The organism is Acinetobacter pittii (assembly GCF_022449185.1).
In the GTDB taxonomy this organism is placed as follows: Bacteria; Pseudomonadota; Gammaproteobacteria; order Pseudomonadales; family Moraxellaceae; genus Acinetobacter; species Acinetobacter pittii_I.
Genome location: NZ_JAKUKO010000013.1, coordinates 16,358 through 29,583 on the forward strand (window position 1 = coordinate 16,358; position 13,226 = coordinate 29,583).

At 37.8% G+C, this 13,226-nt stretch carries 16 protein-coding genes; 5 read left to right on the top strand and 11 right to left on the bottom strand.

Features of this window, described 5'->3' with window-relative positions; all coding sequences use genetic code 11:
• Nucleotides 1–139: 139 nt before the first annotated feature.
• Together rpsI and rplM are read right to left on the bottom strand one after the other, a co-directional pair.
• The gene (gene rpsI / locus MKX14_RS18075) at nt 140–526 is read right to left on the bottom strand and encodes a 30S ribosomal protein S9 (RefSeq protein WP_002048725.1); all 387 of its coding nucleotides are present in this window, start codon (nt 524–526) and stop codon (nt 140–142) included.
• 12 nt (nt 527–538) lie between these two features.
• Nucleotides 539–967, bottom strand: a complete 429-nt coding sequence (gene rplM / locus MKX14_RS18080) for a 50S ribosomal protein L13 (RefSeq protein ID WP_002117832.1) — start codon at nt 965–967, stop codon at nt 539–541.
• Nucleotides 968–1,140: 173 nt separating this feature from the next.
• Between rplM and pdxA the strand changes: the two genes are divergently transcribed.
• Genes pdxA through apaH form a run of 3 tightly spaced genes read left to right on the top strand, consistent with a single transcriptional unit; the run spans nt 1,141 to nt 3,803 of the window.
• Nucleotides 1,141–2,124, top strand: coding sequence for a 4-hydroxythreonine-4-phosphate dehydrogenase PdxA (gene pdxA / locus MKX14_RS18085; protein ID WP_240283142.1), 984 nt, complete (start codon nt 1,141–1,143; stop codon nt 2,122–2,124).
• 23 nt (nt 2,125–2,147) lie between these two features.
• Nucleotides 2,148–2,960, top strand: a complete 813-nt coding sequence (gene rsmA / locus MKX14_RS18090) for a 16S rRNA (adenine(1518)-N(6)/adenine(1519)-N(6))-dimethyltransferase RsmA (protein WP_005065242.1) — start codon at nt 2,148–2,150, stop codon at nt 2,958–2,960.
• Nucleotides 2,961–3,803 carry a symmetrical bis(5'-nucleosyl)-tetraphosphatase gene (gene apaH, locus MKX14_RS18095; protein ID WP_240283143.1) on the top strand — a complete coding sequence of 281 codons (843 nt, stop codon included), beginning with the start codon at nt 2,961–2,963 and terminating at the stop codon, nt 3,801–3,803. It begins immediately after the preceding gene.
• A gap of 96 nt (nt 3,804–3,899) precedes the next feature.
• Here apaH and MKX14_RS18100 read toward each other — a convergent pair whose 3' ends face one another.
• The 4 genes from MKX14_RS18100 to hflX all read right to left on the bottom strand — a co-directional run bounded on the left by MKX14_RS18100 (nt 3,900) and on the right by hflX (nt 6,859).
• Nucleotides 3,900–4,343 (bottom strand): DUF2147 domain-containing protein, encoded by a 444-nt coding sequence (locus MKX14_RS18100; protein ID WP_002117847.1) that lies wholly within the window; start codon nt 4,341–4,343, stop codon nt 3,900–3,902.
• An 82-nt stretch (nt 4,344–4,425) separates the two neighbouring features.
• Complete coding sequence (lrgB, locus tag MKX14_RS18105; RefSeq protein WP_005804924.1) at nt 4,426–5,100, bottom strand: LrgB family protein; 675 nt, start codon at nt 5,098–5,100, stop codon at nt 4,426–4,428.
• Nucleotides 5,101–5,110: 10 nt separating this feature from the next.
• Nucleotides 5,111–5,482 carry a hypothetical protein gene (locus MKX14_RS18110; RefSeq protein ID WP_002117849.1) on the bottom strand — a complete coding sequence of 124 codons (372 nt, stop codon included), beginning with the start codon at nt 5,480–5,482 and terminating at the stop codon, nt 5,111–5,113.
• A 33-nt stretch (nt 5,483–5,515) separates the two neighbouring features.
• The gene (gene hflX / locus MKX14_RS18115; RefSeq protein WP_014207696.1) at nt 5,516–6,859 is read right to left on the bottom strand and encodes a ribosome rescue GTPase HflX; all 1,344 of its coding nucleotides are present in this window, start codon (nt 6,857–6,859) and stop codon (nt 5,516–5,518) included.
• A gap of 218 nt (nt 6,860–7,077) precedes the next feature.
• Here hflX and plsC point away from each other — a divergent pair, with 218 nt between their 5' ends.
• Nucleotides 7,078–7,887: a lysophospholipid acyltransferase family protein gene (gene plsC / locus MKX14_RS18120; RefSeq protein WP_240283144.1), complete on the top strand. Its 810-nt coding sequence runs from the start codon at nt 7,078–7,080 to the stop codon at nt 7,885–7,887.
• Here plsC and plD read toward each other — a convergent pair whose 3' ends face one another.
• Complete coding sequence (gene plD, locus MKX14_RS18125; RefSeq protein ID WP_108010145.1) at nt 7,888–9,513, bottom strand: phospholipase D family protein; 1,626 nt, start codon at nt 9,511–9,513, stop codon at nt 7,888–7,890.
• 106 nt (nt 9,514–9,619) lie between these two features.
• On the opposite strand from plD, the gene MKX14_RS18130 reads away from it, so the two are divergent.
• Nucleotides 9,620–10,630: a metallophosphoesterase gene (locus tag MKX14_RS18130; protein ID WP_240283145.1), complete on the top strand. Its 1,011-nt coding sequence runs from the start codon at nt 9,620–9,622 to the stop codon at nt 10,628–10,630.
• A 50-nt stretch (nt 10,631–10,680) separates the two neighbouring features.
• On the opposite strand, the gene psaB is transcribed toward MKX14_RS18130, so the two are convergent.
• From psaB to MKX14_RS18150, 4 genes are all read right to left on the bottom strand, one after another.
• Nucleotides 10,681–11,160 carry an OmpA family protein gene (gene psaB, locus MKX14_RS18135; protein ID WP_240283146.1) on the bottom strand — a complete coding sequence of 160 codons (480 nt, stop codon included), beginning with the start codon at nt 11,158–11,160 and terminating at the stop codon, nt 10,681–10,683.
• 14 nt (nt 11,161–11,174) lie between these two features.
• Nucleotides 11,175–12,398: a diguanylate cyclase domain-containing protein gene (locus MKX14_RS18140; RefSeq protein ID WP_005065229.1), complete on the bottom strand. Its 1,224-nt coding sequence runs from the start codon at nt 12,396–12,398 to the stop codon at nt 11,175–11,177.
• A 5-nt stretch (nt 12,399–12,403) separates the two neighbouring features.
• On the bottom strand, nt 12,404–12,907 hold the full coding sequence (locus MKX14_RS18145; protein ID WP_005074852.1) for a YfiR family protein: 504 nt from the start codon (nt 12,905–12,907) through the stop codon (nt 12,404–12,406).
• Nucleotides 12,908–13,005: 98 nt separating this feature from the next.
• Nucleotides 13,006–13,226: hypothetical protein (locus MKX14_RS18150; protein WP_240283147.1), on the bottom strand; the 221-nt coding region annotated here is incomplete at its 5' end.

The window sequence follows — 13,226 nt, forward strand, 5'->3', positions numbered from 1 at the left end:
ATACTAAAAATGCTCTAGGAAATCACGGTTCTAAAGAGATAGTTTGTTTATATTTATAAGTTTGCATTTTATGGCTCTATTTTCATAATAAAAAAGCCTTGGAAAAATCCAAGGCTTTTTGTCCAACTCGATAAACGAATTAACGTTTAGAGAATTGAGGACGCTTACGAGCTTTACGTAAACCAAGTTTCTTACGTTCAACTTCACGAGCATCACGAGTAACGAAACCAGCTTGACGTAGAACAGGTTTTAAAGTTTCGTCAGCAGCGATAAGCGCACGAGTAATACCGTGACGGATCGCGCCAGCTTGACCACCGATACCACCACCTTTAACAGTGATGTAAAGGTCAAACTTTTCAGTAACTTCTAAAAGTTCTAAAGGTTGACGAACAACCATACGAGCAGTTTCACGACCGAAATATTGCTCTAAAGTACGGTTATTAATAACGAGTTTACCTGTACCAGCTGACAAGAAAACACGTGCAGTTGCGGTCTTACGGCGACCTGTACCATAATTAGTAGCCATGTGCTGTATCCCTTAGATGTCCAAAACTTGTGGCTGTTGAGCAGCATGCGGATGCTCAGTACCAGCGTACACTTTCATTTTTTTGATCATTGCATAACCAAGAGGACCTTTTGGTAACATGCCTTTAACCGCTTTTTCAAGAACAGCTTCAGGTTTGTGAGCAATTAACTTCTCGAAGTTAGTCTCACGGATACCACCAGGGAAACCAGTATGGCGATAATATTTCTTATCAAGTGATTTTTTACCAGTCACTTGAACTTGTTCAGCATTAATCACAACGATGTAATCGCCAGTGTCAACGTGAGGAGTATAAGAAGTTTTGTGCTTACCGCGTAAACGACGAGCGATTTCAGTCGCAAGGCGACCTAAAGTTTTGCCAGAAGCATCAACAACATACCAGTCATGTTGAACTTCAGCTGGCTTAGCGCTGAGAGTTTTCATTAAACCACTACCTATTATAGTTGGTTTGGACTATGGAATCTGTCCAAACAAAAGGAGCGAGCATTCTAAACGAGTTTGTCCAAACTCACAAGAAAAATCCAGTTTAAGCCATATAATTTAATCCATAAACTGATGAATGTCAGATATGTTAAAATCAAACAAATTTTTGTTATGTGTCTGGAGTGATTGTGCTGCCATTATATGTCACTTCCGGTGAGCCGGCTGGTATTGGTCCAGATATCTGTTTGAGCTTGGCTAAGCGGGTTGATGAACGCCCTGTTGTGATCTTGGGTGACCGAGACTTATTAGAGCAACGTGCCCAAAAACTTGGGATAAATATTCAATTTGTAGAATATACAGGACAGCCTGAGTCATCATCTCTGAATGAACTCTATATAGAACATGTGCCTTTAGAAGCAGCTGTCATTGATGGCCAATTAAACCCAGCTAATGCAGCCTACGTATTAGAACAACTGCATCGTTCAGCAGATTATGCAATGTCTGGTAAAAGTGTCGGGGTAGCCACGGCACCTGTGCAAAAATCGGTCATTAATGATGCTGGTATTTTATTTAGCGGTCACACCGAATACTATCAAGAGTTTGCAGGTGTAGAGCGTGTCGTAATGATGCTTGCAACCAAAACCTTGCGTGTCGCCTTAGCAACTACACATTTACCCTTAAGAGATGTAGCAGATGCAATTACCAAAGAACGGTTGCATCAGGTTATTGATATTTTACTACACGACTTAAAAACAAAATTTAAAATTACAGACCCACGTGTACTCGTGTGTGGTTTAAATCCGCATGCAGGTGAAGATGGCTATTTGGGGCGTGAAGAGATTGAGACTATTAATCCGGTACTTGAAAGTTATCGGGCGCAAGGGATTAAGATGAGTTTAAGCTTGCCGGCAGATACCTTATTTACTCCAGAACATCTTAAAAATGCAGACGCTGTACTTGCCATGTACCATGATCAAGGTTTACCTGTGTTAAAATCACAAGGGTTTGGTGAAGCCATCAATATTACATTGGGTTTGCCTTTCATTCGAACTTCGGTTGACCATGGCACTGCATTGTCTTTGGCTGGGACTGGTTTGGCAAAAAGCTCAAGTTTAAATGTCGCTGTTGATTTAGCTTTATCTTTAGCAGCGAACTAAATTTTTCATGTTGGAAATGTTCTATGTATCAAATTAATGCCCTAAACCCGAAAGATGAAGGGCATAAAGCTCGTAAACGTTTTGGTCAAAACTTCTTACATGATCAACGAGTCATTGCCAAAATTGTGCGCTCTGTAAGTCCGCGTACAGGCGACAATATTGTCGAGATTGGACCTGGTTTAGCTGCCTTAACATCTCCTTTAATTGGGGAGTGTGATGCATTAACAGTAGTGGAGCTAGATCGTGACTTAGCTGCTGGGCTACCAGAACGTGTTCCACATCCTGAACGTTTGACGATTATAGAAGCTGACGCATTAAAATATGACTTTAGCGAACTGGTAAAAGATGGCCGACCATTACGTGTAGTCGGTAACTTACCTTATAACATTTCAACCCCATTACTCTTTCATCTCTTGGAATTTGGCAGCAAAGTTAAAGATATGCACTTTATGCTGCAAAAAGAGGTGGTTGACCGTATTACTGCTGAACCGAATACGAAAGAATATGGACGATTGTCAGTAATGATTCAGTATTACTGTCAACCAACATTTTTATTTGAAGTGCCGGCTGGTGCATTTAACCCGCCACCTAAAGTAACGAGTGCGGTTTTCCGCCTTGTTCCTTATGATCAAAAGCCAATTACAGCAAAAGATGAAAAAGCTTTAGCTCGACTGGTTGCCCATGTATTTACTCAGCGCCGCAAAACTTTAAGAAACAGTCTTAAAGGTATGATTGCAGAAGATGGCTTTGAAAAAGCTGGTGTTGATCCGATGGCTCGTCCAGAGACCTTAACACTTGCCCAATTTGTTGCTTTGGCCGATCAAATGGTGGCGTAGATGACTAAGCGTTTTAACTATGTTATTGGCGATGTGCAAGGGTGTTTTGAAGCTCTAAAAGCTTTGCTTAAAGAAATACGTTTTGATCCAGATCAAGACTTTTTATGGTTTGCTGGTGATTTAGTCGCACGTGGTGAAAACTCGGTAGGGGCATTACGTTTTATTAAAAAGCTTGCTGATCGTGGCGCTGCTGCAACTGTACTTGGAAATCATGACCTGACTTTAATTGCGGGTGCGCGTGGTTTAAAAGAGATTAAAGCAAAAGATCGTACCCAGGATGTTATTGATGCGATTGATGGTGATGAGTTAATCGACTGGTTACGTAAACAGCCATTATGTTTATTGCCAAACGAGCATACGATCCTTACTCATGCTGGCATACCTTGTATTTGGGATGCGCAAAAAACTGTAACGTTGGCAAAAGAGGTTGAGGCTGTACTCGCAAACGAAGATTTATCTGTATTGGATGCTTTTTTAGCAGATATGTATGGTTCTAAACCAGATTTGTGGGAAGACAATTTAACGGGTTCTGCGCGTTTACGTTGTATTACCAATTATGTGACTCGCATGCGTTTAACCAATGCCGAAGGGGCTTTAGAGTTTAGTTTTAAAGATTCTTTAGATGCACCAATGCCGGAAGGTTATTTACCTTGGTTTGAATTTCCGAGCAAAGCGGCACAAACTCATCAGATTATTTTTGGTCATTGGGCTGCGCTCGAGGGCAGAACTATTAATGAGCAGATCCAGAATATTGATGGTGGCTGCGTTTGGGGCAGAAAATTAATGGCTTATCGACTTGAAGACAAAGAAATTTTTTCTGTTGAAAATCCTGTGCAAATATAAGAAAAGCAATGCTTTTTTATGAGTGCAAGATGAAGCTTGTAGCTGAGTTAAAAATAAAAAAGCCGCAGAAGCGGCTTTTTTTATTAGGAACTATTATTATTCTACTCGAATCCAGATTTGATTACGCCCTAAAGCTGAAACTCCGAGATAACCGCGCATATGTAAGCGTTTGCCAGTTGAACTAAGTTTTGCTTTAAGCCCGTAAACTTTACCAGTATTCGGATCTAAAATTTTACCGCCAGTATAGTTCAGTCCATCTACCTGTTTTAAACCAGTTGCGATATCCAGACCTAAAATCGGTTTATTGGTATATGGCGCAGGGCAATTATCACAAATTTCTTTAGGCGTATAACCTGGGCGTGGCGTTACTTTGATAATTTTCCCGGCATATGTCCCGTTCGCTTCTTTTCGTATTTCTACCTGTGCTTTAGGAGCACCTGTCTTATCATCAATTGTTTGCCAGAGACCTGTAATATCTGCTGCGAATGTAGCAGTATTAATCCCCAATAAGAGCAGCGCTCCAATAAAAATTTTCCCCATGATTAAAAATCCTTTTAACATTGAAAGATCATCTTATTTGGAATTCATATACCGTTCAATGTTTATTTAATAGGCTTCTTAATTATGGTGTTCCAAAAGATAACATTAATGTTGGTAGCCAAATTGCAGTAAATACACCGTTCAATGCCATACCAAATGCAGCGTAACGACCTGCAACGGGTCCGCGTTGCCAAGCTTGAGCTGTTCCGATGGCGTGTGCAGCTAAACCTAAGGCTAAACCTGATGCTCTCTCATCATGAATATGTTTAAGTAAGAATGGTGAGAATGCTGCGCCAATTACCCCAGACAAAATAACAATAAGGGTTACGAGTGTTTCAGGAGCATGTAATAAAGTCGCGATGTTCAGAGCAATTGGAGTGGTTACTGCACGGGTGGCAAATGCAAGAATGGTAGGTTCAGACATATGTAACAAATAAGCCAGCCCCATAGGTAGAGCAACGGCGCTAATACTTGCAAAAAGTAAAATACCAATGACCGATTTAATTGGAAGATCATCGTAACGCATTGCAGCTAAAGGAATGGCTAAGGCTACAGTGACATAACCTAATAGATGACCAAATAAGTCATTCACATAAAGACGATACTGTTCATATGGCACATGTAGAACTGAAAGTAAGCCAATTACAATGAACATGCCAAAGACTAAAAGTGGAACTTGCGGGAAACGTCGGTTTAAAGGCTTTGCACACAGATAACCAATGAGTGTGATCAAAAATCCGTAGAAAATCGTAAACATTTTATTCTCCTTATAACCAACGTTTTGCCATTTTTGCATAGACCCACAAAGGTATAAGGGTACTGACCACTAAAACAAAAAGAAATAATGGAATTTCCTTACCCATATGTACCAGCATAATTAATGAACCTGCACAGATAGGTAAAAACGCGAATCCACTTTCTTTCATGATTTTATTATTGGTATCTACTATTCGAAGTGGAATTTTTTTAAACTTTCTCCAAATCAGTAAAATAATAAGTAAGCTGATTAAACCGACCAGATTACCTAATTCTGGATGACCAAAAGCACGCATGACAACGACAGAGCCTTCACGAAAACCAATAATGAGTAGTAATGTAATTACCCATGCTGTCCAGTCTATACTTTTGATCTTATCCATATTTTTTATCTCTAAAAGTTTACTTATCAAGTTTTAACTGATATCGCCCTTGATTTCAAACTCTTCCAAGGGGCGCTTAAATTGACTTGCGTGTTCTCCTAAGATTTCATCCAATGGAAGCTTTGCTTGGCGAATCAGCTTTTCTAACTTATGTGGTGCAATCTTCACATCAATATGTAATAAGCCTGCATCATCATAATGTTCAGACTCAATCACATTTAAGGCATAAAGTTGAGTACGTAATTTGCCATAAGCAGGCTTAAGCACGAGTGAAAACTTTTGAATTTGGCCCATTAAGCATTCTTGTACTGCTTTTTGGAGCAACTCTAGACCTTGACCAGAATGAGCTGAAACATAAACTCGATCTGGTACATGTGGTTCGGCATAAATAATTTTGGCCTCTTCACCACTTAGATCAATTTTGTTGTATACCCGAAGTACGGGAGCATCAGCACCAATGTCTTTTAATACGCCTTCAACCGCTTCAATTTGGTCAAGCATGTCGTGGCTACTACTATCAATAACATGCAGTAAAAGGGTCGCTTCTAGTGTTTCTTCAAGTGTTGCTTTAAATGATTCAACCAAATCATGCTGTAAGTTTCGTACAAAACCTACTGTGTCTGCTAGCACAACAGTACCGATACCATCCCAGTCTAAACGGCGTAGGGTTGGATCAAGTGTTGCAAATAGTTGATCAGCTGCGTAGACATCACTATTAGCTAAAATATTAAATAAAGTCGATTTACCAGCGTTGGTATAACCTACTAATGAAACCGTTGGAATAGCTGCTTTTTGTCTTGCAGCACGCCCTTGCATACGAGTCTGTTGTACTTTGTCTAATTTATCTTTTAATTGGGTAATACGAACACGAATGAGACGACGATCTGTCTCTAGTTGTGTTTCACCGGGACCACGTAAGCCGATACCACCTTTTTGTTGTTCAAAATCGGCAGACCAACCCCGAATAAGACGAGTAGATAAATGTTTAAGCTGAGCAAGTTCGACTTGTAACTTACCTTCATGCGTACGGGCACGCAGCGCAAAAATATCTAAAATTAAGCCTGTGCGGTCAATAACTCGGCATTTTAATATTCTTTCTAAATTTCGTTCTTGAGCAGGTGATAACGCATGGTCAAAGATAACCAGACTTGCCTCTAGTTCCTGAACTTGCTCTGCAATTTCTTCGACTTTTCCGGAGCCAATAAAAAATTTAGGATTAGGCTTATTACGCTGAACCTTAATATGTTCAAGGATATCTGCACCAGCAGACTGTGCGAGTAGAGCAAACTCTTCGGCATCCAGATCATCTAATAATTGTACAGAAACACTTACTAAGATTGTGCGTTCACCGCCTTGATGCCGATCAACATATTCCACGTGGCTATAAATCCTGAAAATGGGAAAACTTTATTCTAGAGGAAACTTAAGCAAAAGGGGAAAGCGTTTGTTCTTATCCTTTAGATTAGTTATATGAGATTAGTCTAGTGTTCAGATTTATTTTATTTGCCGCTCTCTATCGTCAATGCAAGTTTATTATGAAACGTATAGAATGACTTGAGATGGGTATAACAATGATTAATCGTTAGTGAAATTTTATGGCTCAAACGCAAAGTATAGTTAATTCAACGTTAAAGAAATTATCAAAAATAGGTTTATACGGAAAAAAGGTCACTTCTGCCACGGCCGCAATTAGTGAAGGTTTTTATCTAGTCTATCGACATGGGCTTTATAAAGATCCTAATAATCCTGTTAATACACGTTATGTCCAATACTTTTGCCGCCGTTTATGTCAGGTTTTCAATTTAGATATAGAAGTACATGGCACAATTCCTAGAGAACCAGCTTTATGGGTAAGTAATCATATTTCTTGGCTAGATGTTGCGGTTCTAGGTTCTGGTGCACGAGTTTTCTTTCTGGCTAAAGCTGAAATTGAAAATTGGCCTATTCTTGGAAACTTAGCCAAAAGTGGTGGAACGTTATTTATTAAGCGTGGATCTGGCGATTCCGTCAGAATTCGTGAGCAAATTGCTGAATTTTTAAAACAGAATATTCCCGTATTATTTTTCCCTGAAGCCACAACTACAGATGGACATTCTGTTAAAAAAGTACATGGACGATTACTAGGAGCAGCGATTGAAGCACAGCGTCCAGTACAGGTTTGTTTGATTTGTTATGTAAATCGCGATGGGGAACTAGATACAGTTGCGCCATTTATTGGTGACATGACATTTGCCGAACATATTCAACGCGTACTTGAAATGCCTAAAGTAACAGCTCATCTGTTAACTTTGCCTCCTATTTCAGTGGAAGGGCATGACGTCAAAAGTTTAACGCGCGAAGTTCAAGAAAAAATGGTAGAAGGTTTGGCTCAACTACATCAAAAAGTACTTAAGCCAAAAAAATAATTACATAAAGCCTTCAAGTGGCAGCCATGAAAGAAATTTCATGCCTGCTTTTTGCCACCATTTCATCTCAGGTTCCTGTCTATAAATTACAGGACCATTTGGAGTTTCTTGCTGCCAGTAAATATGATTGTTAGTGTCGAGCTTTAATTTATAAGCATACTTATTTAAATTTTCATCCATTGTATGGTGAATCGTCTTAGCCAGTGATGGGCTATCTAAAATCACACCAATTTCAGTATTTAAGTAAGCTGAGCGCGGATCAAAGTTAAATGAACCAATAAAAACCTGCTCATCTAATGCCATAAGTTTAGTATGCAAACTTGATCGGCTTAAACCTTTCATATTTACTTTAGCTTTAGTGGCAAGCTCATCCGTATTTTTATTTAAATCTTTTTTATCGGGTGTCGGTAAAAATTCATAGAGTTGTACGCCGTTTTTAAGCAGCTCTTTTCGGTACTTTCCATAAAAGGCATGTACAACAGCAACGTCATTTGCTTTAAAAGAATTCGTTAAAACTCGAACAGCAACACCTTCTTTTGCAAGCGTACTTAAAATTTTAGCGCCTTGTTTTTCAGGAATAAAATAAGCAGAGATTAAGTCAACGTTACTTTCTGGTTTTTCCAAATGATTAATTAACTGGAAATTGAGGTGTTCTTCTTTCTTAGCTTTCGATTTGATTTTATCAGGTGAGTCTTTTACGACTTCTGCTTTGACCCAATCAAATTGAATATTGTGATTTAACCATTGATCAAATGCATGAGATTTTGCAGTTAAATTTAAAAAGTTTTGAACGGTAGCTTGTTGATAGTGTGCTTCAAGTTGTTCTTTTAAGCCTTCATAGCGTAAACGGTGCTGCTCAGGACTTACGATACTTTGAACTGAATATGCATATTCATGATTCCAGTAATCATCAAACGAATTTACGATATCATCAACAGCAGCGCCTACTAACATTACATCGACATCAGAAAACTGATAGCTATCGCTTACATTGTAATATTGATTGGTCATGTTGCGCCCGCCAATAAGAGCAACCTCATTGTCGGCAATAAAGCTTTTATTGTGCATACGACGATTGATACGTTTTAAATCCAGCACCATATCCATCGCACGGTATTTGCGGAAACGGTAGGGGTTAAAAAGCTTAACTTCAATATTTTTATGCTGAGAAAGGGCCAGTAAAATCCCTTCCATTTTTTTTGCATTATTGTCATCAATAAGAAGTCGGACTTTTACACCTCGATCAGCTGCGCGAATAATCGCGTGCAAGGCTAAAGCACCAACTTTGTCATTATCCCAAATGTAATATTGTAAATCTAAAGTCTTTTCGGCTTTATCAATTAATCTAAGTCGAGCCGCTAGAGCCTCCAGCGGATCATTTAGCACATGGAAACCCGTTAACTTTGGATTTTGCTGGCGTAAAGGTGTAATAATTTTGGCAAGTGAAGTCTCAGAGGTATCAATATCTTTTGCATATTGTACTGGCTCAACACCATGTTTTGGCAGAGTACTACATCCTGTCAAACCCACAGCAAAACTTGAACATAGGACTATAGAGGCTTTTATCAAAAAGCCTTTAGCTTGTTGATTCGTTTGAAGCTGTTTGGAAGGAAAGGATTGTGCCATAATCAATACATACGATAAGGTGAGCTAGAGTATAATTCGTGCATATTGAAAGATAAATATTGAATTTGATTACTAGCAATCAATATAAGATAAGTCGAGAGTCGTAATGTGGAATCCAAATTCAATCATTTTTTGTTTTTACTTTATTTTTTCAATACTTGCTCTATGGGGGATTTCTGAGGCTTGGATTCATCAATCACGAACCGAGACGATTCATCCATTTAAAGCTTTTGTACATCTACTCGCATTTTATCTCTCTTATCTACTTATTCCTCTCTGGTTTTTTAATTTATATGCTGCTTGGATTGGTTACTATTCAATTCATCAAGGTATTTTCATCTTTTTCTTAAGTGGCGTGTTAATTTACGCCCGATTTATCGAACCTCATTTAGTCCGTGTCGATACTCATCAATATCGCTTAAATCCGGATCGTAGTTTTGATAAGCCAGTAAAAGTAGCCTTAATTGCAGATTTACATATTGGTTTATTTTCAGGACATGAACGTCAGCTCAAAACCATAGTTAGAAAATTAAATGAACAGCAACCTGATTTAGTGGTAGTCGCTGGTGATTGGACATATGAGCCAGAAGATAGATTAATTGAAGAGTTAAGTATTTTAAAAGAAATTCAGGCGCCTGTATATTCAGTTCCTGGAAACCATGATGAGCAATATCCTGGCCCTCCAATTCAACAATTATTAAAAGATGCCCTATTTTATAATGAAGTTGTTGATATTGAAGGGAAGATAGTTGATTTTGATGAGTTCCGTTTGATTGGTATTGGTGACCTCTGGGCAGGCAAAACCGATATGCGCTCTATGCCAGATTTACCGCAAGATAAGCCTTGGTTAATTTTATCTCATAATCCCGATACGGTAGATATGGTCCCTAAATTACCGAATCGACCATTAATGTTATCTGGACATACACATGGAGGGCAGGTAGAGCTTCCATGGTTGACCAACTATATTATGAAAAAAGTATCAATTTTAGGTCATAAGCGTGGATTTTACTCTCACGAGCATGCGGATGTCTTTGTTACCGTTGGCACAGGAATGGTTGGAATTCCTTTGCGTTTCAGAGTGCCACCAACCATTGATATTATTGAGCTAGTTTAAAATAAAAAAGCCAATCACAGAGGATTGGCTTTTTTATGAGTTAAATTTACTTATGGAATAACGACAATCGCAACACGTCGGTTAATGGCACGGTTTTCAGTGGTTGTATTTGGCACATAAGGTTGCGTTGAACCACGGCCAATCACGTAGATGTTTTCTTTTTTAAATCCACGTGTTAAGAAAAGGTTTGCCACACTTTGTGCACGCTCTTCAGATAACTTTTGGTTATATGTAGCATCACCAACATCATCAGTATGACCAACAATTTTCAATTTATTTAGGTCATATTTATTCAGTTGATTTGCCAGACGTACTAACTCAGCTTCATGACTTTGTTTTAACTGTGCATTATTAAAGTCAAATAACAAGCGTTCTGGTAAACCTAAAGTCCAGCCTTCATCAGTAAGAACGAAACCTTCTTTTTTGAGCAATTTTACTTGACGATATTTTAATGGACCAAAACTCAGGCACCCTGCAAGAGTAATGCATAGCAATGCAATAAAAGAGAGTTTTAAAGATCTTGTATTCATAGATTAGCCTAAATTTAATTTTCAGGTTTATAGATAAACCAGTGTTCATCCGAATTTTTAGCCTTATACATTGCTTGATCTGCTTGCATAATGAAATCTTCGGGGCTAGATGCAAATTGTGATAAAGCAATACCTACACTGAAACTGAAGTAAATGGTTTGACCATTTAGATGCAATGGTTCTTTACAGCTTTCGAGTAAATTTTCAGCAATAGATATTAAATGATCAGCATGACTAATGGAATGCAAAATGACAGCAAATTCATCACCGCCTAACCGTGCAATAAAATCTTGATGACGCAAACGAGTTTGCAGGCGATTTGCCATTTCTTTTAAAACTTCATCGCCAGCTAAATGGCCAAATTGGTCATTAATTGCTTTGAAGTTATTGTTATCTATAAATAATAATGCAGACTTATTATCAAACCCTTTATCTTCAAACATGTCTAAAAGGATTTGGTAAAAATAATGTCTATTAGGTAATAAGGTGAGTTGGTCGTGATGAGCCTGAAAGGATAATTTACGATTTTCCTTTTGTAGCTGGTTATCCCATATTTGAATTTCTTCAAGTAACTCGTTAAAAACGGTATTTAAATCTTGAAATTCTTTAATTCGATTATAAGGGAAGCGAAGATTATAAGCTTTTTGTTCACTTACAATTTGAGCAATATTAGTAAGTGGGTAAATAGCCTGCATAATTTGACGATAAGTTAAGTTTACAGACCACCATAAAGCACAAACAATAAACAACATTGCAATCGCAAGCCCTACCATAATCATTTTTAGGAATTGCAATATTTTTTCAGAGCTACCAAAAAGTGTAAGTTCACCTACATTTTGCTCGTGATGATAAATTGTAAGATGAACAGGCTCATTTAAAAACCAGTGATCAAACCATCCTTCTAAAATTGAAGTTTGACTTGATAATTTAAAACTTTGGGCGATCAGATGGTGCTCTGAATCATAAATATGAATAGTACGAATTGAATGATCATTCGTGTACTCATTCAAAATCTGCTCTATTGTAATTTTATCATTAAACACAACTGCGGGCTGAATACGCTCTAATAGAGTATGACTAAGCAATTGCAAATTCTGTTTGGCATAAGTTTCCATAGTAAAAACGGAAATTGAGACAAACGTAAAAGAGCAAATAAAAAAAGTAATAGCAAAAATAGTAAATTGAGATTTTCTAAATAAAGCGTGCAGTGAAGTAGACTGATACAACTTCGATATCATGATCCTTACTCCGCATTCTTAGCCAAGAGTAATACTCTCGGATCAATATGAACTTTGGAGTGACTTAAAGCATCTAAGTTAACTTTAAAGGTAGTGTAATTATTCTGAGTATATAAACAAAAGATACTTCCTATCTCGCACTCTGAATTATTAACACTTAAAGAAAGTAAAGAATGATAAGGATAGTTTTGAATAAGGTTTTGTTGTTGCTGCGGAGAAGTACTAGAAAAATAGACAGCCTGACAATGTGACCGAGCAAAATCTTTCGCATTTACAGTTTGAACGCGATAATTATAAGACATTTGCTGGATGTAAGATTGAAAAGTAGATGTAATAGAAGGGTTATCAATCACACAAAGAGTAGGAGTATTTACATTCTCCCACTTACTGTAGCTTAGGATAGATAAAGTAAGTACATAGAAATTATGTTTTGAATTGGCATAACAAGGCCCACTCGTAGCAAGCACTACAAGTATGCAAACAAATACTTTTTTAGCGAACTGCCACATGGTGAGTTAATGCCAAACTATTGCACGAATAATCTATTCTACATGAAGTTGATAATGTAAAAAAAGTTTAATATCTCATCTAAAAGTGGCCAAAAAGCTTAAAAAGTATCCAGTTGGTGATATTGATTTAAAAAAGGGGTTGCAAAGGAGTTGGGATGATCTATAATGCACATCCATCGGCGGTGATGCAGATAGAAACTTGTTGAAAAACAGTTACTTGTGATTAAGTTGATTGCTTTAAGTGATGAATTTGATGGTAAGTTGGTTTGAGAGATAAGTTTTAAAAATATCGAAATTACCTGTTGACTTTTAAGAGATT